Annotated in this window: 22 protein-coding genes, 2 pseudogenes and 2 riboswitches; of the genes and pseudogenes, 9 read left to right on the forward strand and 15 right to left on the reverse strand. The window is 47.9% G+C overall.

Translation table 11 applies throughout. The annotated features are described in order from the left end of the window. Window positions 1-76: 76 nt before the first annotated feature. From H2C83_RS04105 to H2C83_RS18435, 4 genes and pseudogenes are all read right to left on the reverse strand, one after another. Window positions 77-820, reverse strand: coding sequence for a phosphoadenylyl-sulfate reductase (locus H2C83_RS04105; RefSeq protein WP_181738015.1), 744 nt, complete (start codon window positions 818-820; stop codon window positions 77-79). An 85-nt stretch (window positions 821-905) separates the two neighbouring features. Next, on the reverse strand, window positions 906-2,534 hold the full coding sequence (locus tag H2C83_RS04110; RefSeq protein ID WP_181738017.1) for a nitrite/sulfite reductase: 1,629 nt from the start codon (window positions 2,532-2,534) through the stop codon (window positions 906-908). Window positions 2,535-2,604: 70 nt separating this feature from the next. Further along, window positions 2,605-2,705: riboswitch (SAM riboswitch) on the reverse strand. A 267-nt stretch (window positions 2,706-2,972) separates the two neighbouring features. Next, a complete protein-coding gene (locus H2C83_RS17610; protein ID WP_246333719.1) occupies window positions 2,973-3,122 on the reverse strand; it encodes a hypothetical protein in 150 nt (49 codons plus the stop codon). 44 nt (window positions 3,123-3,166) lie between these two features. Further along, window positions 3,167-3,352: pseudogene (locus H2C83_RS18435) on the reverse strand (PAS domain-containing protein); the annotation flags it as partial. A gap of 164 nt (window positions 3,353-3,516) precedes the next feature. On the opposite strand from H2C83_RS18435, the gene ahlS reads away from it, so the two are divergent. The 4 genes and pseudogenes from ahlS (at window position 3,517) to H2C83_RS04135 (ending at window position 7,616) form a co-directional block, all read left to right on the forward strand. Then, window positions 3,517-4,350, forward strand: coding sequence for an AhlS family quorum-quenching N-acyl homoserine lactonase (gene ahlS / locus H2C83_RS04120; RefSeq protein ID WP_181738021.1), 834 nt, complete (start codon window positions 3,517-3,519; stop codon window positions 4,348-4,350). Window positions 4,351-4,363: 13 nt separating this feature from the next. Then, window positions 4,364-5,473 (forward strand): zinc-dependent alcohol dehydrogenase family protein, encoded by a 1,110-nt coding sequence (locus tag H2C83_RS04125; RefSeq protein ID WP_181738023.1) that lies wholly within the window; start codon window positions 4,364-4,366, stop codon window positions 5,471-5,473. 44 nt (window positions 5,474-5,517) lie between these two features. Further along, window positions 5,518-6,925 (forward strand): annotated as a pseudogene (locus tag H2C83_RS04130) (NAD-dependent succinate-semialdehyde dehydrogenase). Between the two features lie 208 nt (window positions 6,926-7,133). Next, complete coding sequence (locus H2C83_RS04135) at window positions 7,134-7,616, forward strand: YtoQ family protein (protein ID WP_181738104.1); 483 nt, start codon at window positions 7,134-7,136, stop codon at window positions 7,614-7,616. 55 nt (window positions 7,617-7,671) lie between these two features. Here H2C83_RS04135 and H2C83_RS04140 read toward each other — a convergent pair whose 3' ends face one another. Together H2C83_RS04140 and H2C83_RS04145 are read right to left on the reverse strand one after the other, a co-directional pair. Further along, window positions 7,672-7,977: a spore coat protein GerQ gene (locus H2C83_RS04140; protein ID WP_181738025.1), complete on the reverse strand. Its 306-nt coding sequence runs from the start codon at window positions 7,975-7,977 to the stop codon at window positions 7,672-7,674. A gap of 16 nt (window positions 7,978-7,993) precedes the next feature. Continuing rightward, window positions 7,994-8,422, reverse strand: coding sequence for a cell wall hydrolase (locus H2C83_RS04145; RefSeq protein ID WP_181738027.1), 429 nt, complete (start codon window positions 8,420-8,422; stop codon window positions 7,994-7,996). Between the two features lie 213 nt (window positions 8,423-8,635). Between H2C83_RS04145 and H2C83_RS04150 the strand changes: the two genes are divergently transcribed. Then, entirely contained in the window at window positions 8,636-9,157 is a 522-nt protein-coding gene (locus tag H2C83_RS04150; RefSeq protein WP_181738029.1) for an endonuclease domain-containing protein, read from the forward strand. A 65-nt stretch (window positions 9,158-9,222) separates the two neighbouring features. On the opposite strand, the gene H2C83_RS04155 is transcribed toward H2C83_RS04150, so the two are convergent. Next, window positions 9,223-10,836, reverse strand: coding sequence for an amidohydrolase (locus H2C83_RS04155; RefSeq protein ID WP_181738031.1), 1,614 nt, complete (start codon window positions 10,834-10,836; stop codon window positions 9,223-9,225). Between the two features lie 197 nt (window positions 10,837-11,033). Here H2C83_RS04155 and H2C83_RS04160 point away from each other — a divergent pair, with 197 nt between their 5' ends. After that, window positions 11,034-12,236 (forward strand): DNA polymerase IV, encoded by a 1,203-nt coding sequence (locus H2C83_RS04160; protein WP_446697282.1) that lies wholly within the window; start codon window positions 11,034-11,036, stop codon window positions 12,234-12,236. Beyond that, a complete protein-coding gene (locus H2C83_RS04165) occupies window positions 12,233-12,571 on the forward strand; it encodes a YolD-like family protein (protein WP_181738037.1) in 339 nt (112 codons plus the stop codon). The genes H2C83_RS04160 and H2C83_RS04165 overlap by 4 nt, the downstream gene beginning before the upstream one ends. A 24-nt stretch (window positions 12,572-12,595) precedes the next feature. Here H2C83_RS04165 and H2C83_RS04170 read toward each other — a convergent pair whose 3' ends face one another. Continuing rightward, on the reverse strand, window positions 12,596-13,540 hold the full coding sequence (locus H2C83_RS04170; protein WP_181738106.1) for a nucleoside recognition domain-containing protein: 945 nt from the start codon (window positions 13,538-13,540) through the stop codon (window positions 12,596-12,598). Window positions 13,541-14,107: 567 nt separating this feature from the next. Here H2C83_RS04170 and H2C83_RS04175 point away from each other — a divergent pair. Beyond that, a complete protein-coding gene (locus H2C83_RS04175; protein WP_181738039.1) occupies window positions 14,108-14,263 on the forward strand; it encodes a GNAT family N-acetyltransferase in 156 nt (51 codons plus the stop codon). Between the two features lie 126 nt (window positions 14,264-14,389). Here H2C83_RS04175 and H2C83_RS04180 read toward each other — a convergent pair whose 3' ends face one another. From H2C83_RS04180 to H2C83_RS04210, 7 genes are all read right to left on the reverse strand, one after another. Beyond that, window positions 14,390-15,697 carry a homoserine dehydrogenase gene (locus H2C83_RS04180; RefSeq protein WP_181738041.1) on the reverse strand — a complete coding sequence of 436 codons (1,308 nt, stop codon included), beginning with the start codon at window positions 15,695-15,697 and terminating at the stop codon, window positions 14,390-14,392. 69 nt (window positions 15,698-15,766) lie between these two features. Further along, window positions 15,767-15,884: riboswitch (SAM riboswitch) on the reverse strand. Between the two features lie 75 nt (window positions 15,885-15,959). Next, on the reverse strand, window positions 15,960-16,967 hold the full coding sequence (locus tag H2C83_RS04185) for a fumarylacetoacetate hydrolase family protein (protein WP_246333720.1): 1,008 nt from the start codon (window positions 16,965-16,967) through the stop codon (window positions 15,960-15,962). 92 nt (window positions 16,968-17,059) lie between these two features. Continuing rightward, window positions 17,060-18,160, reverse strand: a complete 1,101-nt coding sequence (locus H2C83_RS04190; RefSeq protein WP_220183990.1) for an MGDG synthase family glycosyltransferase — start codon at window positions 18,158-18,160, stop codon at window positions 17,060-17,062. A gap of 133 nt (window positions 18,161-18,293) precedes the next feature. After that, complete coding sequence (locus H2C83_RS04195) at window positions 18,294-18,551, reverse strand: alpha/beta-type small acid-soluble spore protein (protein WP_220183991.1); 258 nt, start codon at window positions 18,549-18,551, stop codon at window positions 18,294-18,296. A gap of 151 nt (window positions 18,552-18,702) precedes the next feature. Continuing rightward, on the reverse strand, window positions 18,703-19,389 hold the full coding sequence (locus H2C83_RS04200) for a cell wall hydrolase (RefSeq protein ID WP_181738047.1): 687 nt from the start codon (window positions 19,387-19,389) through the stop codon (window positions 18,703-18,705). A gap of 156 nt (window positions 19,390-19,545) precedes the next feature. Continuing rightward, window positions 19,546-20,157 carry a superoxide dismutase gene (locus H2C83_RS04205; protein ID WP_181738049.1) on the reverse strand — a complete coding sequence of 204 codons (612 nt, stop codon included), beginning with the start codon at window positions 20,155-20,157 and terminating at the stop codon, window positions 19,546-19,548. Window positions 20,158-20,270: 113 nt separating this feature from the next. Then, window positions 20,271-21,413 carry an HAD family hydrolase gene (locus H2C83_RS04210; RefSeq protein WP_181738051.1) on the reverse strand — a complete coding sequence of 381 codons (1,143 nt, stop codon included), beginning with the start codon at window positions 21,411-21,413 and terminating at the stop codon, window positions 20,271-20,273. 233 nt (window positions 21,414-21,646) lie between these two features. Here H2C83_RS04210 and H2C83_RS04215 point away from each other — a divergent pair, with 233 nt between their 5' ends. Beyond that, window positions 21,647-22,564, forward strand: a complete 918-nt coding sequence (locus H2C83_RS04215) for an SH3 domain-containing protein (RefSeq protein ID WP_181738053.1) — start codon at window positions 21,647-21,649, stop codon at window positions 22,562-22,564. The last annotated feature ends 281 nt before the right edge of the window (window positions 22,565-22,845 follow it).

Below are 22,845 nucleotides of genomic sequence, written 5' to 3' on the forward strand. Positions count from 1 at the left end.
AAAAGCCTTCCCCCCATCCTGGTCCAACAACCAATCAGCATCCCGACAATAAACCCGGTAATCACAACCATTATTATCAGCTGACCGGGCTGTTATGCAGCCCGCATTCAATTTTGTCCGTGCCTGACCAACGACCGGCACGAGGATCTTCCCCCGGCAGTACCGGCCTTGTGCACGGTTCACAGCCAATGCTCGGATAACGGTGGTCATGCAAGGGATTGTAAGGGAGCTGATTTTTGAAGATATAATTCCAGACCTGTTTGCTGTTCCAGAACGCCAGCGGATTGAGCTTGATTAATTGGAATCCCTGATCCCATTCGACCACTTCCGCATGAGCACGGGTGGGAGCCTGCTCACGGCGAATCCCCGTAATCCATCCCTGATAGTTTCGCAGATATTTCTTCAACGGCTCCACTTTACGAAGATTGCAACAGAGGTTGGGATCTTTTTTCCACAGTTTTTCTCCATATTTAACGGCCTGTTCTTCCAACGTGAGATCCGGAGAAACACGAATAAACTGTTTTTGATATTTTCCAGACAACCGGTCCCGTACTTCATAAGTTTCCTTAAAATGCAGATCCGTATCGAGATAAAAGATATCCAGATCCGGATTTACCTTTAGTGCCATATCAAGCAAGGCAATATCTTCACATCCGAAACTGCAAGCCAGCGCAAGGCTGGAAACTCCCAACTGCTCGATCCCCCAGCGAATTATATCCTGCGGATGTTTATCTCTCATCCGGGCTGCAACAACTTTTATTTTCTGTTCGTCTTTTTTCTCCTCTTCTGTTAATATCGGCCATTTACGCGGTTGAATCATCACCGCTCCCTCCTTCTCCTGCCTTTTTTGCGTTACGGGGCCAAGATAAACCCTTTTTTTATCCGGCCATTTGTTAAACCATGCCTCATTCGGTGGGAATCACCTGTTCACAATTGCGGTCCAACTGTGCCTGAAATGCATCTATTCCAACTCTTTCCGCGAAATCCCGAAATTTTTCACCCGTTTTTCTTTCCCTTTTATAGAAAAGGATCAGTTCCTTCAATACCGGAGCCACGTAATCTTTGGCAATACAGCCCTTCAACAGCGTAGCAAATTTCCCCCTGCCATAAAGGTGACCGCCAATCGATATTGTGAAAGCATCGACCATGCCATTTGGCGTCTTCATTTTTGCCCCCAACAGGCCTATATCGGCAATTTGCCGGTGTCCGCAGGAATTGGGACATCCGTTTACATGAAGGCGAATCGGCTCATCCAGTTGCACATGATGATCCAGATACCTGATCACTTCTTCAACAAATCCTTTGGTTTCGGTCAGGGCCAGGTTGCAAAACTGGCTGCCTGTACACGAAACCGTATAACCTTCAAACGTTTTCGGAAACGGACTTAATCTCCTGAGTAATGGCTCTTTCAACAAGGCTTCCACCTTATCATCCGGCACGTCCGGAATAATGATGTTCTGGGTGTTGACAGTACGCAAAGAGCCTGATCCATATTGATCGGCCAAATCGGCAAGGGCATAAAATTCTTCTGCAGATGTGCGCCCAATCGGGATATTCAAGCCTGCATAGTTGAGTCCAACCTGCTTTTGTGGATGTACTCCCGTGAAATAGCCGGCATTCCAGCCAATCACTTTATCCTCGCCCTGCCCCGGATATTCCCCGATTACCTCTTTCAGCACCTGCAGGAATTTTTCCGGGCCCCAGTCTGCCACCAAAAATTTCAGGCGGGCCCGATGGCGCTTTTGCCGGTAACCGTAATCCCGAAAGACCGTGGTTACACCCACCGCAACATCAACCACCTGTTCAGGCAGGACAAACAGGTCCAGTTTCTCGGCCAAACGGGGACGATTGGACAGCCCCCCTCCCACCCAGACATGAAACCCGGTCACTTCTTCTCCATCAATCACTTTGACTGCCGGTGTAAAAGCCAGGTCATTGATCTGGGCATGACCCGGATTGTAAATGCTTGCGGAAACGGAAATTTTGAATTTGCGGGGCAAGTTGGAAAATTCCCGGTTAAGGAGCAACGCTTCGCTGATTCTCGCTACGATCGGGCGCGTGTCCACCAGTTCATGGGGATCAATGCCAGCCAGCGGATTGCCGGTAATGGTGCGCGGGCAATCTCCACACGCTTCATAGCTGTAAAGGTCAACTTCTCCCAACCGGCGAAAAATATCAGGAAGGTTTTCCACACGAATAAAGTGGTACTGAATCGCCTGGCGAGTGGTAACATCAATCAGCCCGCGGCCGTATTCTTTCGACAAATCGGCCATTACCCGCACCTGCCGGCTGTTCAGGATTCCGGAAGGAACGCGGATGCGGATCATAAAATAACCGTCTTCTTTGGGACGCTGCTGATACACCCCCGCCCACTTGAATAAATTGAATTTCTCTTCAGGAATTGCTTCAAATCCTTCTTTAGAATAAATATGAACAATTTCATCAATAATGTCTAAACCATCCTGTTCCAACTTCTGTAATTCCAAATCATTGAGCCGGTCACGATGTTCCGCCCAGGGCCAAACTTTTTTCAATCTGATTTCCTCCCTACTAAAAAATCCCTTTTTCGTGGAGAAAAAGGGAACTGATCCGATTACCTTTTCCTCCCCATCTTCGAACAGTATCTGTTCTCTGGATTTGGCACCGGGTTTATGCCGGTTGCCGAGGTTTCACAGGGCCAGTCCCTCCGCCTCTCTTCATGAGGATTGCACAGACAATATAAATATGGTAATTCATATAAACTAACTTGGATTTAAGAACTGGAATTATCATATCAGAAGGGAGCGGCAATTGTCAATAGCTTCTTACTGTTAATAATAAATAAAAATATTTGTCATTAATATTGTCCGGACAAATATATACCATATAATGCACTATCTTTCCTGAACCGTTTCACTTCTCACACAGCCCATAACGATGCACAAAATTGTTATGACATTGTCTCCACGTTTTCACCCCAAACAAAAATTGATCTATTTCATCTTTTCCAGCGTTTTTTTATATGCTTCAACGGATTGGCTTTCGCAGATGATGTTCCCCAGATAGTCCCTGTGATCAACCTCATCCCGTCTGTCGGGTTGGACCAGAGTAATGACATAATGGATATGGCCTTTTTTATCCATCCAGTGGCAATAACCGGGACCCGGTTAAGAATTGTTTGCCGGACCCTCTCCGGTCGGTTGGATTTTAAGACCTGAAGTGTTGCCGAGTGATCGAAATACCCCTGTCTAACCAGCTCACCCATACTCCTTCCCACCACTTCTTCCCTGGGGAGACTGCTGATTCGCTCACAGGAGTCATTGACGTAAAGTGTTTTCCCTTGGTAATCCGTCACATATACTCCCAACGATGTGGATTGAAAAACAGACCCATCGCGGCTCGAACCACACTCTCAAACAGTTGCATTGTTACGACCCCCCAATCGCATTTTTGCAACAAACGAGATTCCTTATTCACGCGATTTCGGTTGGCATGGTCTTTGCTTTAAATAATAACTGTAGAAAGGTAGGTTTTAAAATGGCAAATACAAAGTTGTATGTCCTGGATAACGGGACCATGAAAATGGACAAAAATTTCATGATCGCCATGCACAATCCGGCGACGGTGGATAATCCCGATCAGCCGGCTGAATTTTTTGAATTTCCCGTCTACACAGTATTGATCGATCATCCTGAGGGGAAAATCCTGTTCGATACCGCCTGCAACCCTCAAGGAATAGGCAAGCGAGGCCGCTGGCCGGAGCTGGTGCAGAAAATGTTCCCTCACTATGCCGATGAAGCCTGTTATCCCCCCAACCGGCTGGAGCAATTGAAGATTGGCCCCGAAGATATCAGATACGTCGTCGTTTCCCGCCTTCATCTGGATCATGCCGGTTGCCTGGAGATGTTCACCAATGCCAAAATCATTGTCCACAAAGATGAATTGGTCAACACGATGAAGAGTTACGCCATCAACAAAGATATGGGGGCTTATATATGGGCCGATATCGACGCCTGGGTCAAAAACGGACTGGACTGGAGCCCCGTCAAGCGGGATGAACAGGAAATCCCCTTAGTAAACGGGGTGAAAATCTTAAACTTTGGCAGCGGATACGCCTGGGGTCTCCTTGGGCTGCATGTCACCCTTCCGGATACAGGTAATATCATTTTGGCTTCCGATGCCGTTTATTCCACAGAAAATTACGGTCCCCCCATCCGGCTTCCGGGAATCATCTGCGACTCTGTCGGCTATGTGAAAGCGGTAGAGTATATCAAAAAATATACGGCCAGATACAATGCCCAGGTGTGGTATGGTCATGATCCCGAACAGTTCAAAAATCGGATCAAATCCACAAAAGGCTACTACGAATAAGGAGGACCTCAAATTGAAAACGCGTGCAGCTGTATTGTATGAAATGGGGCTTCCCGCCCCCTATAAGGAGAGCAAGCCGCTGGTCATCGAGCAATTGGACCTGGAATTACCGGGTATGGGGGAAGTATTAGTCCGGATCAGGGCAGCTGGTTTATGCCACTCCGACCTGTCGGTCAAAAATGGTAACCACCCCCGTCCCACACCGATGGTGCTCGGGCATGAGGCTGCGGGCGAAGTCATTGAGATAGGAGAGAGCGTCTACGATCTCGCCGTCGGAGATCATATGGTATGCGCCTTTGTCTCCAGCTGTGGTCATTGCGCTCTTTGTCGGGAGGGCCGCCCTGCCTTGTGTGAGCCCGGAGCGGAAGCCAACAGCAAGGGGGTTCTTCTCAGTGGGGAACGCCGGTTGAAAAAAGAGGACACTACCATCTATCATCACCTGGGGGTGTCCCGATTTTCCGATTATGCGGTCATCGACCAGCACTCCCTGATCAAGGTGGATCCGTCTGTTCCCTTTCATGAAGTAACCATCTTCGGTTGTGCGGTTATGACCGGGGTAGGAGCGGTACTCAATACCGCCCAAGTCAAAGCTGGAAGCAGCGTGGCCATTGTCGGTCTCAGCGCCTTGCTCGGAACCGTTGTCGCCGGAGCCCGGCAAATTGTGGCTGTCGATATCAACCCGAATAAATTGGAACTGGCCAAATCCCTGGGAGCGACGGACATTTTCAATGCCAAAGATCCCCAGGTGGTGAACCAGATCCGTTCCAACACCGGAGACGGTGTTGAATACGCTTTTGAAACCGCCGGTGTGGTGCCGGCAATGCAGACAGCCTACCAGATCACCCGCCGGGGAGGGACTACCATCGCCTCAGGTCTGCCCCATCCGAAAGAACAATTATCTATTCCTCAGGTGACGTTGGCAGCTGAAGAGAGAACGATCAAGGGTTCCTACATCGGGAGCTGCGTTCCCACCCGGGACATCCCCCGCTACATCGAGTTGTACAGACAGGGACGGTTGCCCGTGGACCGTTTATTGACGGACACACTGCCCCTGAAGGATATCAACGAAGGCTTTGACCGGCTGGCTCGTGGACAAGCGGCCCGCCTGGTCGTCACCTTGTAAGAATCGGTTGGGAGGGAAAACACTTGAAACTGGGACAATACCCTATGTTTACAGGCGGTGAATGGGTTCACCGCGATGAGACGTTTATGGTAGCGAACCCGGCAAATCAAGAAAATCTCGCCTCAGTCCCCAATGGTTCTCCGGAAGATATGAAGCTGGCGATCAACAGTGCCAGCCGGGTGCAAAACATCTGGGCGAACACCACCGCCACGGAACGCGGCCGTATTTTGAGTGCTCGTTTGATGCGGGAAAAGCAGGAACGGCTGGCAAAGATACTCACCCTGGAAGAAGGAAAACCTATTGCCGAGGCAAAAGGGGAAATTGCCTACGCCATCTCTTTTTTGGACTGGTTTGCCGAGGAGGCGAAACGGACCTATGGGGATACGATTCCCTCCAGTTTCCCCGATAAACGCATCGTCGTCATCAAACGTCCGGTCGGAGTTTGCCTGGCAATCACCCCATGAAATTTCCCCTCAGCGATGATCACGCGGAAATTGGGGCCTGTCCTGGCTTCCGGATGTACGATGGTGGTAAAACCTTCGGAACCGACCCCTTTATCTGCACTGGAAATTGCCAAAATTTTTGAGGAGGCAGGACTGCCCAAGGGTGTCTTATCCGTCGTCACGGGACAAGATGCAGCTGCATTGACCCAGGTGGCCATGGATAACCCCTGCGTTCACAAAATCACCTTTACGGGTTCGACGGAAGTGGGCAAATTGTTAATGCGACAAGCAGCGGCAACGGTGAAAAAGGTATCCCTGGAGTTGGGAGGCCATGCCCTTTTATCGTTTTCAATGATGCAGACGTGGATGCAGCCGTGGAGCAAGCCGTCGTCGCCAAAATGAGAGGCATGGGTGAAACTGTGTAGCGGCCAACCGTTTTTTTGTGCAGGAAGGGATTATCGACACATTCACGGACCGATTCACCCACCGGCTCGCCTCTATGAAGGTCGGAGACGGGTTGCAGGAAGGAATCCAGATGGGTCCGCTGATCAACAAAGAGTCCCTGGAAAAAGTGGAGCGCCACGTCCGCGACGCCCTCGATAAGGGGGCAATATTAAAAACAGGCGGTGAAAAAGTTTCCCACGCTTGTGGCTACTTTTATTTACCGACTGTATTGATGAATATAGACGATTCCATGCTCATCACCCGGGAAGAAACCTTTGGTCCTGTGGCCGGGATCACGGCTTTTGCAGATGAAGAAGAAGTGATCGCCAAAGCCAATGCCACCCCATACGGATTGGCGGGGTACTATTTTACCCGGGATATCGGGCAGGTGATCAGACTGGCCGAACGCCTGGAATTCGGAATCCTGGGCGCTAATGACGGATTGCCCTCCACCGCTCAGGCTCCTTTCGGCGGTCTGAAGGAATCCAGCCTGAGCCGGGAAGGCAGCAAGTATGGGTTGGATGAGTACCTGGAAGTGAAGTATCTATCCCTGGGCGGGATTTGAAACCTCCCGGACACCAAGAATCAGCGACCATGCGTCATCAAAACAACATGGGTTGGTCAAGCTGGCGGCTACATGCTCAGCGATTTTAAAAATATCCAATGGAACCCTCATTTTTTTTCATATAGGGAGTGTTTATTTGGTTCTGCTCCATTCAAAAGGCCCGGCTTTTTTTCCGGGCGGAGATTTGGTTTACAATATCATAGAACAGATATCTGCACCAAAACAGAATACAGGAGAGGAGCTTAAACATGGACTCGTTGTATATCTTGCCGGACAAATTCATGACGATTGGAGAGACCAGCTGCGCAAAAAAGCGGGAGAACGCGGATTGCCAATCATTTTCAAAGGACCCCAGGAAAATCACGACCGTTCGGACGACATTGGTGAGCTGATCAAGGGAAAACAGCCGAATCCGGTCTACCGTGACCATGCGGCATCGGAATTTAACAATTTGCGTACCCGCATTTGGATGCAAAAAGCGGACGTAGTGATTGCCCTGTTTGGCGAAAAATATCGGCAATGGAATACAGCCATGGACGCTTCAACAGCCATTGCCCTGAATAAACCGCTGATCCTGGTTCGCCCCGAAAGCCTGCATCATCCACTGAAAGAATTGAGCCAACGGGCCCAGGTGGTGGTTGAAACCCCGGATCAGGCTCTGGACGCTCTGGCTTATGTATTGGAAGACTGAAAAAGGGAAGCAGTCAGCCCCTCCCTTTTTCCAATCCGTTTTTATGTATATCTCTTTATTGCGGTGCTACCAATCTTGCCGGCGTATCTTCAAACACAACCCAATTCAAATTGATATTTAACAGCATGGTATCTTTTCCTGTCTCCTGGTCCCGGATCACAAAATAGTCCCTTCCCACCTGACGCAGAACCCCGTAAAAAACCTTGTTTGGCCATTCCTTGCTTCCATCATAGGTCATGTAGGCAATAATCCTTTTGCCGGTATTCCCCTGCAACAGGTCTTCCGAAAAGTTGCGTTCCTGCCTTTGCTGGGTAACCTGCGCCCCGGAATAATTCATTCCGTAAGGATAAGACCAATACATCTGAACTCCTCCTTGCTTAATACTTATACACAGCCGGGCAATCAGACGAAATCGGAATATAAAAACAGTGGCTTTTATACCTCCCGGAATTGTTTTGATTAAACCAGGTTGGCGGACAGGCTCCTGACGGCCTGAAAAACCATAATGCTCTTCTGGCAGGCTCATATCGCTGTCCCTGAATCACTTTTCGTGCCAATCGGATATCCTGCTGCCGGGCCGGTTGGTAAAAGTAAGGCCTCTGCACAGCCTCAAACCCGCCCGGAGACTGAAAAACCATCTGCTGCAGATTGCGGATTCCCTCAAAGTCAAGACAGTTGCCAAGAACGCGGTTTACCCCCACATTTCCAACCAGGAGCATTCCCATTTGCCCGTCCCCTTCTGCCTCCGCCCGCATCAATCTCGCCAACAGCTTTACATGTGACTGAGGAGCCTGAATAACTGCCATCCTTCTCCCCCCTGACACCAGACTATGTTCCTTGTTCCCGAAAAAGTACTTTTTTGTTCTTTTTTTCAATCGGAAAAAACCGGCTTTATGACTGCAGGCAGGCAAAAATTCACTTTTTGTTCATTGACAATTTTGATTTAAAAAAATTTCTGGTGAAAAACTGCTTGGAACTGCCTTTTGATTGGTGTATTCTAAAAGTAGGAGGTGGTTGGCGTGCTCCCCTTGATCCTGGGTCCACATCGCCCTTGGCGAGAAAAAGCCGCTTTCGTTTTCTGGAAATTCCGCAAATTGAAACGTCATTTACTACGTCACAAATGGCTTTTCTTCCCTTTCCTGTTTATTTCCTATATCATTGAACAAATCCGTTTGGGTATGTTTCCCTGTGTCAGTCTGAGACTCCTGCGGACCGAAAGCCCGTTGGAACGAAGACTTTACTATGCGCTACGTTCCAAATACAGTGATGAATTGAAAACCCAGTATACCATTGGTTCCTACAAGGTAGATTTGGCCATTCCAAAATACAAGCTTGCCCTCGAATGTGACGGAACAGATCTGTTTGTCAATCCGAAAAGCCAATCCCATCACCAAAAGCAGCAACATGACTTGAGAAACCGTGGCTGGAGAGTAATGCGCTTTTCTCGCCGTCGACTGTTAAAACAGATGGATCAGGTCGTTTCTGAAATTACAGAATATACAAACAAAGGAGCGACCGGCAAATTTCCCTTTACCCGTTAAGCAACCTGTATTTTCGCTTTTTTGATACGCCTAACCGGAATGGTTCAGCTGCCGGGAAGGCGTTTTTATCGGTCTGTTCGATAAGCAATTTTTCCGTTTACCACCGTCATCAATGTTTGGACTTGTCCCCATTCATCCGGATCAGTCGCAAACAAATCCTGATCATATATGGTCATGTCTGCGAAGCAGCCGGTTTCCAGGCGTCCCCGTTCCTTTTCTTCCCCGGCGGCATAAGCACTGCCAATGGTATACAATGACAACGCTCCGGCGACAGACAGTTTCTGCTCCGGCAAATATCCGGGGTGAAACGGTTCATGTGGTGCCCGTCTTGTTACGGCCGCATGAATTCCCCATACCGGATGCAGCGGTTCAATTGGCGCATCGCTCCCCCCTGCACAACAGACTCCCGCCTGAAGCAGTGTTTTCCAGGCATAGGCATAAGGAATCAACGTTTCCCCGATCCGGTCCATGACCCATGGAAAATCACTGACCGCAAACCGGGACTGGATATCCGCGACAACAGGCATGTTTTTCATTTTTCTGATCAGATCCGGACGCATCAATTGGGCATGAATGAGACGGTGGCGAAGGGAAATGCCGTTTTTTGCCGCCATAAACGGATACGTTTCCATCGCCTGAAGAGCGTTGGCTGCCGCTTCGTCACCAATGGCATGCACCGCCACCGGCATCCCGTATTCTGCTGCTTTTTTTGTCAGCCAGGCCAGTTCTTCGGTGTCGTGAATCGCAATTCCGCGTTGATCCGGCTTATCCAGGTAGGGTTGTGAAAGAAGCGCCGTTCTTCCTCCCAACGACCCGTCCGCAAAAATTTTTACCGCTCCCGGTCGAAACCATTCATCACCGGCACCGGCTGCCCACGGGCGATCGGCAAGCTCTTCCAAGTAAGGATAGTAAATCAGATGATGTGTTCGCAACATCACCCCTTCTTCATTCAGTTCCCGGTAAATGCGAACCATTTCTGCCACGCTTTCGATATAGCGGAGATCTTCTGTATGGACACAGGTTAAGCCACAGGCCAATGCTTCCTGCATTGCCAGACGAATTGTCTCCTTTTTTTCGGCATAGTCCGGTTTGGGTTGGACGTCATAAAAAATTCGGGTGGCATCTTCGTAAACGATTCCGTTCAGTTGCCCTCTCTCATCCCGGCCCCATGCTCCCTGTTCCAAATCGGGCTCATCTTCCCTCACCCCTGCCAGCTGATACGCCATCCGGTTTACGAGTGCAGCATGATGGCAAATGCGCACCAGAAAAAGCGGATGGTTACCACTTGCCTCATCCAATTCATCCAGGGTGGGGATTTGCCCCCGCATTTCATTTTCATCCCACCCCATCCCCAAAACCCATTGCCCCGGCCTGATTTTCCCCGAACGGATCCGAATCATTTGCAGCAGTTCGTCTTTGGAGCGGCACGCGCTGACATCCAGCCAGCGCCTTTTTTGACCGACCCCGGACAAATGCAAATGGCTGTCTGTCAGACCGGGATAAATGTATCCTCCCTCCAGATTGACCAACTGTGCTTCCCTTCGCCCATGATCAAGCAAAATGGACTCACTTTCCCCGATTGCCACAATTTTCCCGTTTTTCACTACCACCGCTTCCCGGGCATACGGGCTGGCAACCGGACGGATGTGGCCATTGTAAAAAATGGTGATTTCTTTCATGACATTCCCTCACTTTATTTTCATAATAAATATTCAATTTTTACCTCCATCATACATATCCGCCATCCATCCCGGCAGCTGGAAACATTTTGCGGTATAAACAGAACATGTATTCGCATATAATAAAAACAAATGATCGTGTTCGCATCACAGGGAAGGAGATGAAACCATTGAAACCTGTAATATTCCTAGTCGATATGCAATCCTTTTATGCCAATATCGAGAAATCACTCCGCCCTGAATTGCGCCATCGTCCCGTTGTGGTATCAGGCGATCCCGAACGGCGCACCGGAGTGATCCTTGCGGCTTGTCCACTGGCCAAAAGCTACGGCATCCAAAATGCGGACACCTTGAGGGAAGCGCAGGAACGCTGCCCGGAAGTAGCCGTTGTCCGTCCCCGCATGGGCCTGTATCTGCAAATTTCTTTGCGCATTACCGAAATCCTGGAACGTTTCAGTGATCAGGTTGAGCCTTACTCCATTGACGAACAGTTTGTTTCTATTCATGGAAGTGAAAAACTGTTCGGTTCCCCGCGGCAAATTGCCGGCAAAATCCAGGCCGTGATCCGGAATGAACTGAATCTGTATGCCCGGGTAGGCATCGGGCCTAACAAAGTGCTGAGCAAAATGGCTTGTGACAATTTCGCCAAGAAAAACAGAGACGGCATTTTTCGCCTTGATCACAAAAACATGAAGACAGACCTGTGGCCTTTGCCTGTGGAAAAAATGTTCGGGGTCGGCAAGCGGATGGGGGATCACCTGAGGAAAATGGGAATTCGCACGATCGGCGACCTGGCCCAGTTTCCCCTGGAACGTTTGCAAAAACGGTGGGGTGTAAACGGGCATGTATTATGGATGACAGCCAACGGACAGGATTTGTCCCCAGTCACCCCGCATACCTTTGAACGGCAAAAGGCAATCGGCCATCATATCACCCTGCCCCGCGACTACCGGACAGCGGGAGAGATCCGGGTGGTTTTGCTGGAACTGTGTGAAGAAGTATGCAGCCGGGCACGGCACCATCAGCTTCTCGGACAAACGGTCAGTGTTGGATGCCGTGGGGCAAATTACCAGCTTCCCACCGGATTCCACCGCCAGTTGAAAATGCCTGAAGCCACCAACCAGACAATGGAAATATTTCAATACGCCTGGCAACTCTTTTTGCAGTTTTGGGATGGTCTGCCGGTTCGCTCCCTGGGAGTCAGCCTGAGCCAGTTGACACCCGATCGCCATATCCAGCTGAATCTGTTTGAAGATCGCGGCAAAAAGGCACAGTTGGGCTATATCATGGATGAAATCAAGGACCGCTTTGGTCCAACCGCCATTTTACGTGCCGTTTCCCTTACCTGTGCCGGGCAGGCACTGAACCGCGCCCGGAAGATTGGAGGACATTACCGATGAGCTCCACATTAGACCGCAAAAATCTCCTTTGGGAAGGGAGCCGCATGTTTTTGCCCGAGCATCGTGAAGCACTGTCAAGGCAGCGGGAAAAGCAGGAAGATTTCATACCGCCTGAACTGGATGAGGACCAATTGCAAGAAATAAACCGCATCATTCTGGAAGCCTTGCACAGTGATTTTCCGGTACTGGTCAAGTATGTAAAAAACAAACGGCTTCACCAATCATGCGGATTTATCAAAAAGGTTCATCCTGATGAACACTGGCTCAAGATTGCCAATGGCCATCATGAGGAAATCATTCCTTTTTCCGCAGTTTGCGGTGTGGAAAAAGAATGACCCGATCTTTCGGACTGGTACCGGTTATCCATGATGGCTGGTCGCATAACGCGGGGCAGGGCGCCGCCAGATCTGTGCCACGGCAAATGTGAGCAGTACTGCTGCGACAAAACGGATGAGCAGCAGATAGTAAACAGGAATTCCCAGGGGGATAAAGATGACGGTATCCTCAATAATCGCATGGCATGCCGCCAGGAAAACAATGATAAGCGTAATGTCTCGCCTGGACAAATTATATTCCTTTGCCTGCTGAATAATCAATCCGGCGCCAAGGAACAGACCGGCCAGCAATCCGCTCGCCATCGTGATGGAGCCTTCTTTGGCGATTTCAAACGGCTTCAGCAGGGGAGAAATCCAGACGGCAATCCGGTCCAGCACGTGAAGATCTTTTAAAGCTTGCAGGAAAAGCGTCAATGGAATAATAATGACCACAAACTGAAGAATTCCTTCCGAAGCTGTCCAAATCGCCGATATGAAGATTTCCCACCATCCCGTCGAATAGGAAGCCTGTTCGCTTGCGATCAGGTCTATTGCCGCCCGACCGCTGCCTCCCTGCCAAAAAGCGTTAACCACAAGGCCTGATAAAACAGCCAGACCGCCCCGGACCAGAACAGGAATCCAGACGGCCACCCCTACCTTCCGGCACAAGGCCGTTTCTATAAACATATTGTGTGAGAAACTCAGCATGATGGCCAAAATGAATGCTTGCTTTACCGTTAAGTCGAGAGCGGCAATTGCCCCCAAGGCTGCATACAGATTTAACACATTTCCCAATACAAGAGGAATAGCCGCTTCGCCGCTGAGCCCAAACCAGGACATCAGGGGAGCGACCAACTCCGCCAGCCATGCCAGGATTGCAGTATGTTTTGCAATATGCACCAGAAAGGCAATGGGAAAAACAACCTTGCTCAACTCCAACGCTGTCTTCCATCCGGATTTCAAACCGTGTTTCCAGTTAATTTTCTGCAATACTTCTCCCCACTTTCTCTTTATATGGTTATTGATTCCAGATATGATTAAGCACACACTGCTTTCGGTCTCAGACAATCAGGCAAGCGCATAACAATTGAATATAAATGCTATTATAATAGAATTTTTCAGACAGAACATTCATTTCATCTCCTTTTTTAAGGTTGCAAGGTATATTGTGAATTACTTTGAAATATTTTGAAATATGTTTTTATTATAGTTTATCATACTGTTTGATGAAAGGTCGGTGTTAAAAGGCAAACATAAGCAAAGCTTCCATTCTGTCTGTTCCGGTCTCTTTGATAACCAAAAGACTTCCATTTGAAATCAAGACTAAAATGAAAAATCCACGCTGGGGAAGCAGGCAAAACCATTAAAACAAATGTCCCAATGGTTTCAACAACGTTCAGAACGTTATGCTGTTTTAGTTATAACGAATAGACAAGATATTCAGATGGGCATCCTTGAATCCACATTCTCATCGTTGTGCTTACGCAGGAGTGGCCGATATTTCGATAATTATAGACCGCAATCAGAAAAGGGACTTGGCTCGAAATTACTTCAGGCTTGGAAAGAACTGCGAAAGAAAATGGCTTTCATAAACTGGTACTGTTCACCTTTCCCTTTAACCAATTAGGGCAAGGTTTATACAGAAAATCGGAATTTCGGGAAGTGTGGATTTTCAAGAACCAGGGAAAACTGGATGGAATTTTGTCGTTGTGATGGCAATAGAAAAACTGCTATAGTTTATAATTACTGTATCATAATTAAAAAACGACCCATTTGTTTCCCTGGCTGAACACTGGCAACTCGCAAGGGCACATGGGTCAAAAAATAAACAATTCGGATTTATGCTTTTGTTTTGGCCAGGAACAGCGGGGGACAGCGGTCCAACAAGGTTTTGCCCACCAAAACCGGTCGGTTTTGAGACTGTTCCACATCCCATCTGGAAAGCCAGTCTTTTCTTTCCTGTTCATTGCAGCCTTGCACAATCAGCCCGATTGAGGTATGTGCCTGTTCAGGAAGCATGGCCCATCTCAGCAGTTTTGAAGCAAAAACCTCTTTCAGCTGGGCTTCCAGGGCCGGTTTTGTCACTTGTCCGCGCACTTTTAACCACATAAACCGGGTTAGAAACACATCTTCACCCGCCAGAACCCAGGGATTGGTCTGGCAACCTGTTTCTTCCTCAAACGAAATCCCCGTATTGAGCAAATCTTCAACAACAGCGCTTGCAGTGGGCTTTTGCCCCGCTCCCTGTCCGACAAAAGTCAGGTCCTGGACATAATCCCCTTCTATCGTTACGGCATTATACACATCCCTGACCGATGCCAATGAATAATGGAGCGGAACCAATGTGGGAAGAACAGAACAGGAAACGGGTCCATTTTCGCCAAATTGCTCGGCCCTGGCCAGAAGTTTTACGGAATAACCAAGCATTTCAGCGAGCTGAAGTTCCTGCGGAGAAAGATCGGTAATACCCTGGCAGGGAATTTGGGAAACCGGAACATGGACCTGAAAAGCCAGCCGCATCAGGATCGACAGTTTATATACCGCATCCAGTCCTTCCACATCCGAAGACGGGTCCGCTTCCGCATATCCTTTCTCCTGGGCATCTTTCAACACATCTGCAAAGGAACATGCTTCTTCGCTCATCCTGGTCAGGATGTAATTGGTTGTCCCGTTCAGGATCCCGTAAAAGCGATAAATACGATTGGCTTTGAGGAAGTGGCGAATGGTGCTGATTACGGGAATGCCTCCTCCAACACTCGCTTCATAGCGCAACTGGACTCCGTATTGTCCGGAAAGTTCCTCCAGTTCCTGTCCGCGCTTTGCCATCAGTTCCTTGTTTGCCGTAACAATATGGCATCCTTTGGCCATCGCTTTTTTGATATATGAAAAAGCAGGTTCCACCCCTCCGATCACCTCAATCAATACGTCCGGGTCCCGGGCGAGCACCTGTGAAAAGTCAGTGGTTAACACTTCTTCCACTCCATCCAGATTCCGCTTTTTTTCAGGATTTTTCACCAGAACGGAACTGATTTGATACCATTTTCCGGTTTTGCGGGCAATGACATCCCGATTTTCACTGATCATCTTCCATACGCCGCTGCCTACGGTTCCCAAACCCAACAGCGCCACTTTTACTTTTTCCATCATTTCACCTCAATTATCCCATAATAAAAAAATCTCTTCCCAGATAAGAAGAGTTTTTGTGTCACACCCGACTTCTTATCTTTCAGCGGTCAACAAGCGCTGCAGGAATTGGCACCTTCCGGTAAATGTTCAATCTTACCGAGGTTGCCGGGTTTCATCGGGCCAGTCCCTCCACCACTCTGGATAAGAATCATTAATTTTACATTTTTCGATGAATATTTTTATATATTATCATGTTCATAATTTTGTTTGTCAAGAACCTTTTTCAAATTATCTGATTCCGCAAGATCCCCAAGCGTTCAATTTCCAGTTCCACAATATCCCCAGGCTCCAGCCAGCGGTGCACATCCGTTCCCAGTTCCAAAATGCAACCGGTTCCCACGGTTCCCGACCCGATCACGTCTCCCGGAAACAACTCGCAATCCTGAGATGCCCGTTCAATCATTTGCGCAAAACTCCAGTGGAGTGTTTTTACATTGCCGGATGAAACCTGCCGGCCATTGATCCTGGCGCACATCTCAAGATCCCAGTGTTCCCCGCAACGACGGTCCTCCAATTCATCCAGGGTAACCAGGCAAGGACCCATCGAGGTGGCAAAATCTTTTCCTTTGGCAGGTCCCAGGCCAACCGCCATTTCTCTTCTCTGTTCATCCCGTGCACTCCAGTCGTTCAGAATCATAAAGCCGGCAATATGCTGCAACGCCTGTTGGCGAGGGATATTCTTTCCTTTTTTTCCAATCACGCATGCGATTTCCAGTTCAAAGTCAAGCTGATCCGTATATTGCGGTTTGCTGATACAGGAATCATGGCCTTTAATGGAATGATGATTGGAAAAATAAAAAACGGGAAGCTGGTACCATTCGGGGACCATGGCAAGCCCCCGTTTCTGGCGGCAAGTTTTCACATGCTGCTCGAAGGCGTAAAAATCGCGAAAGCTTGCAGGTACCGGAACCGGAGCATACAATTGTGCTTCTTCGAGGGGGATAGCAATCGGTTCCCCTTCGATCTGCAAGAAGCCGATATTTTCGTACTGCAACCACTTTTCCATTTCTTTCAGCGCTTCAAACTCCGACTTCCCTATTGTCAGGCACTGCCTCATATCTGTCGCAATTTCATGAGAAAACAAAAACCGTTTCTCGATTTCCAGCCACTTCTGGGCAAGGCCCACATCAACAACGGATGAACCGATCAGGATCCCCAGGCGGGCACCGGCAATCTCTTCCGTCTGAATATTCAGCTCATCGGCTTTCACACGATATGTAACCAGCTTCAAAACAGTCACCCTCCTTTAAAGAAACAATATTCCAAAATCTGTGAGCCCGAGGGGCCATAAAAGAGAAGCAGACTTTGTAGCTCAGTAACAGGCTATAAAGTCTGCATGACCGGCGCTTCCATGCGAAGCGTTTCCTGAACGATCTGTTGACTGGCATGTGTTGACATCAACGGGGTAAACCGTTCTGCCATCCGCTTTCTTTGCTGGTCTGACAAGAAAAACTTCTCCAGTTGAAACCGTATGGTCTGCGGCCGGGTTACCATCGCTACCCGATGATGCAGCAAGTATTGCTGGTTTGCCTTTTCCTGTCCTGGGAATGCCTCAAACAGGAACATCGGCAACCGTTTGGATATCGCTTCACTGATGGTAAGACCTCCGGGCTTGGTAACCAGTAAATCCGCAGATGCCATCCACAAAGGCATATCACGGCGAAACGATTCAATCCGTATATGTGATTCATATCCTTTTTTTCGGAGACGGTGATACAGGTTTTGGTTGTTTCCGGTTAAGACGACAAACTGCAGGGAACGCATATAACGAATTTCTTCGACAAGTTGTTCCAACGGCCCGAGTCCGGTACCTCCGCCCATAATCAACACGACCGGGTGGTTCTCCGGCAAGCCCAGTACCTGACGTGCTCTCTCTTTCGAGAGTTCCTCATAAAATGCGGCATTGACGGGAATGCCTGTCTGATGCAAAGTTAAGCCCGTTGTCCACTGAATCCGTTCCAACTGGCTTTGATTGAGCAAATATTTCGGAACGAACAATGCATGCGGTAACCGCGCCAGCCAAATGGGGTGCAGTTCATAATCCGTAATCACTCCGACTGTCGGTATTTTCTCCCAGTGTGCAGGGCACAATATCAAAGCAAAAGGATGGGTGGTCACAATTCTTGTCGGACGCACATCCTCCAACAGCTGTGCCATTTTTTTCCGGATCGACCATCCCATCTTTTCGATCACTTCGCTCGAAACATACCGAAACATCTTGTTATGATGAGTCCAGTCATACAAATAATGATATACCGTTGGAAATTTATTGAGCATTCCCTGATATCCAGATTGCAGCAGGGGATGGAAGGTACTAGGGATCAATTCCAGTAAATCAACCACCTCCGCTGTTACTGCAGGCATTTTTTCGAATTCATACTTCAGTGCCTTTGCGGCAGAATTATGGCCGGTACCGAAGCCCATAGTCAGCAGTAATATGCGTTCGATGGCACTTCCCCTCCTTTTTGACCCGTCTACCCCTATTATACTTTTCCCATTTATTCCAGTATATAAATCCGAACTTACATTAAACAAAATTAAAAAAGTTCATATCCGGTTAACGTTCTCTTGCCAGTTCATCCTGTGCCATGCGAACCAATTCCTTCACCATATGTCCCCCGATAAAACCGCCTATTTTGCCGGCATCCGTAGCCCGGATGTCTCCATTTCCCGTTTTCTTCAGTGGAATATTCAACTGCTTGGCTACTTCCATACTTACGTCTTCCGGATATTGAATATGCCTTCCGGTTACTTCACTTATTATCAGTTTTTTTAACTGATTTAATTCATTGCGTTTTTCTTGTGACCGGGACAATTGAACCACCTCCTCGCAAATAGTATGCCTTGAGGAGATCAGGTTATAAACAACTGTATTTTCCTATTCTACACTTTTTTAAAACAGAGGGCAAAACCATAAAAAAGCCTGTTCATCGTAAAGAGAGCCCGAAAATATACCGGTCGGACGGTCACCTCATAAATACATGTTTGCCAATACGTGTTTTTGCGCTTTTGACCGCTTTTTCCTTCATCCAATCGGAAGTGGCAATCTCTGGATTATAGTAATAAACCGCCCCATAAGTCGGGTCTGCTCCCTGAATAGCTTTTTCTACCGCTTTTACAGCTTCCCGGTCAGGTACCAGGTGAATCTGCCCATCCTCTACGGCCGTAAAGGCATTTTCCTGGTAAACAACTCCATGAACGCTGTCCGGAAAATCGGCATGGTCGATCCGATTCAAAATAACGGCCGCCACTGCCACCTGTCCGCGAAAGGATTCTCCACGCGCTTCACTATAAACAGCTTTTGCCAGCAGCCTCTTTTCAGAAGCGGAAAATTCAGATGTGTTTCCTTTTTCTGATTGGTTGGCAGTCACTTTTTTATGTTTTGGAACCGCTTTTTCCGGTTTCTGTCCGGTTGACAAATGAACCGGTTGCGGTTTGTTTTTTTTCGATACGATCATGCCGGTGCGAAGCAGCCGTGCTGACTCCGCCTGCTCCATCTCTGCAACATGCCTTCTGTAATCAATATTGTCAACGATTCTTTCAGGCATTAGCGGGTCAGCCATTTTGGCGTAACCCTTGTCGATTGCAATGGACAACACAGTCACCGCCAGGAAAAAAATCCCCATCGCTGATATACTTTTTGCAATATTCATAAAAACCCTCCCAATTTTATTGTGAGGTAAACTTCTTTAAATTCTCCCGTTATTCTAAGACAAGGGGTATTTAAACACAATAGTAATTAATTGGAATTGGCCTGAAACAAAAAAGAACGCCCCGTTAAGAAGCGGCGTTCTTTCTACTGTTTATCATTATCCGCGGGCAGCGAGATAACGTTTGTTCACTTCATCCCAGTTTACGATGTTCCAGAATGCTTTTACATAATCGGGACGTTTGTTTTGATACTTCAGATAGTAAGCATGCTCCCATACATCCAGCCCCAGAACGGGGATTGTCCCTTCCATTAACGGGCTGTCCTGGTTTGGAGTGCTGGTCACTTCAAGCCTTCCATTTTTGACAACCAGCCATGCCCATCCGCTTCCAAAGCGTTTTACTGCGGCTTCATTAAATTTTTCCCTGAATGCCTCAAAGCTTCCAAATTCGGAATGAATGGCATCAGCCACTTCGCCCGTGGGAGCACCTCCGCCATTTGGACTCAGCACTTGCCAGAACAGGGAGTGGTTTGCATGTCCCCCACCATTGTTACGAACTGCAGTACGGACGATTTCCGGCAAGGATTGCAAATTGGAAATCAATTCCTCCACGCTTTTGCTCCCGATTTCCAATCCCTCAATCGCAGCATTCAGATTGTTCACATAAGTCGCATGGTGGCGATCATGGTGAATCTCCATTGTCATCGCATCAAAATAAGGTTCCAAAGCATCTGTTGCATATGGCAGCGGCGGTAATTCGTATTTTGCCATTGTATCCCCTCCTGAAACGTGTTTGGTACAAGCCTTGTCATCTTGGGAAATTTGTTTCCAAAACATAATATACAAAATAAACATCTATATTTATTATGTCGGAGCAAGTGTCATTAGTCAACTGAGACCTTTGAAAAAATGGAAACTAATTCGGTTATATTTTGCAAAATATAATCCGCCCCCAGATCTTCAAACTTTGTTCTGGCTGCTTCTCCAGCAAGTCCTGTCAACGTGGCCGCAAAATCACATCCCATTTTGCGGGCGGCGAAGCAGTCGGCTACAGAATCTCCTACAACCAGAATCTCTTTTCCGTTTGCGAGTGGCAAAGGATGGTCCAGGCATTCTTTTAATAATTTATCCTTCCCGAAAAACGCCCGTAAATATGTAAATGGTTCCGGTTTCCCAAGCGGCGCACGATCCGGGTATGCTTTCTCTGCGGCAATCACATCCGTTGCGGTGGCAATATGCTTTTCATCCAGCAGGGAAAACCAGCCAAATGATTGAAAGGGAACTTTCGTCTCCAGGAATGAACGGCCGGTGCCTATCCCCACTTTAACCCCTTTTTCTTCCAGCATCATGAGCAGTTGTTTGATCCGGTCCGGATCGGCCAAAGCAATCTCATTCTCGAGAAATCCTTCTTTTCCATGCTGTCTGGCTGGCTTGCCTTCAGTTTTTTCATAAAGGCATTCTCCCAAATACCACTCCTGATAAACCGAATAACCCAATTCCCACAACAATGATTTCCGGGAAAACTGCTCAACAGGAATATCAAACCAGTCGCTGGCCAATTTGTTAAAATAAACGAGTAATTCATGCTTGTCCAATTGCTCCTGTCCCGAAAAAAGCGAAATAAACCGGTCAAACCGGGGCACAAAACCGGCGGCCTCCTTTTTAATGTTGCGCAAGGATACTTCTGTTACCGGTTTTAGGAGAAAGCGTTTGACCAGATCCGGCTGATCCCGGTACAATCCCTTGAGCAGCAATAAAAGTTGTCCTGAAAATGTGAGATAAACCATATCCCAATTTGAATTAAGCCCTCTTTCTTTCATCCAGTCCAAAACCTGATCTTTTACAAATACCTGTTCGCGAATCTTGCGGATTGTGTCTTCGGAAGGCTTAACAACATGCCTGCTTTGATCCAGCCCCAAAAAATGCGGAGCATTCAGCAGTTCCCAGACCGATAATGCCGACGCATCAAAACAGCGCTCCTCACTCAAAAAAACACCATCCACATCAAACAAGATCACTTTATACATAAATACCGCCTCCAGTTAAAAACGCATGATCTTTCGCTTCATTGTAATAAAGCAAAATTATTCCCGCAAGAGAATTTCCATTAATTTTGTCTTTATCTTCGGAAAAATCGGTTTGTCTCTTCCAAATTTTCGGTACAACAAGTTTTCTTCACAAAACCTGTAATATCCAGTATTATCTAAATAGGGAGAGAGTGACTTTGTTTTCTATCCTTTCAAAGAGGGGAGGTAATCGATTGATTCGCTTAAATTGGACATCTTTTTTTATTCTGACTTTTTCCTTCGCTTTGGCTATGCTGTTGATCCCTGCCCCCGTCACCCATGCTGCCCCGGCGGACTACAAGATCGAGGTGAACAAGGCAACCAACAGGCTTTATCTGTATGAAGGAAACACCGTTAAAAAAGTTTACCCCGTTGCTACCGGTCGCACATCAAAACTGACTCCGGAAGGAACATTTCCCGTTGCGGTCAAGATCAACAAGCCGGGCTGGAAAGGCATCGCTGGAGGAGATCCTGAAAATCCGCTTGGCGACCGCTGGATCGGTTTAACCGTTAACGGAGACCTGGGAAGAACCTATGGAATTCACGGAACCAACCAGCCGACATCAATTGGAAAACATGTTTCCAACGGTTGTGTGCGGATGCAGAACCAGGATGTGATCGAACTGGCAAAATTGATCCCTGAAGGCACCCCGGTCTGGATCCATAGCGGAAAAAGCAACAACCAGTGGCGGGGAAATCATAAACAGGGATTACAGCCGGCATCCGGAACCGGCACCATCACCGGCAATGCAGTAAATGCCCGGACAGGTCCGTCACTGGGTGCATTTATCATTACCAAATTGAATAAAGGTACCCGTTTGGCCATTACCGGAACAGTAAACGATTGGGTACAGGTCCGGCTTACGAACGGTCAGACGGCCTTTGTCTACCAATCCTATATTCGTGGGAATTTTCATAAAACCGATCATTTCCTTGTCGTCAACGTGTACCTGGCCAACATCCGGTCAGCGCCTTCGCTTTCTTCCACCGTATTGCAACGGGTTCCCAAAGGCATGATCCTGACCAAAACCGGGAAAGTGGGGGACTTTTACCAAATCAGGCTGAAAGACGGCTCAACTGCTTATATTCATGAAACCTGTGTTACCGATTGAAAACAGTGCCGGGAAGAACGCCTTGTAAAACAGGGCGTTCTTCCATTTTCCGGGAAAAACATGTCCTGAAAATGACCTCCGGTACACCCCCAAAAATGCCTTATACGCCTTAATCAAGGCGTTTTTTTAATCCCGATTTCAAATAATAGTTAAAATCATTCCAAAGTATTACCTGATTTTTGCTGTATAGTAAAAACAACCAATCCTTTCTTTTACAGGTACGTGCAACGTTTATTCCCAGGTTGTTCAAAAACAATTTGAAGGTCATTCTCAAACAAGCA

The sequence above is a fragment of the Thermoactinomyces mirandus genome, assembly GCF_013868055.1.
In the GTDB taxonomy this organism is placed as follows: Bacteria; Bacillota; Bacilli; order Thermoactinomycetales; family Thermoactinomycetaceae; genus Thermoactinomyces; species Thermoactinomyces mirandus.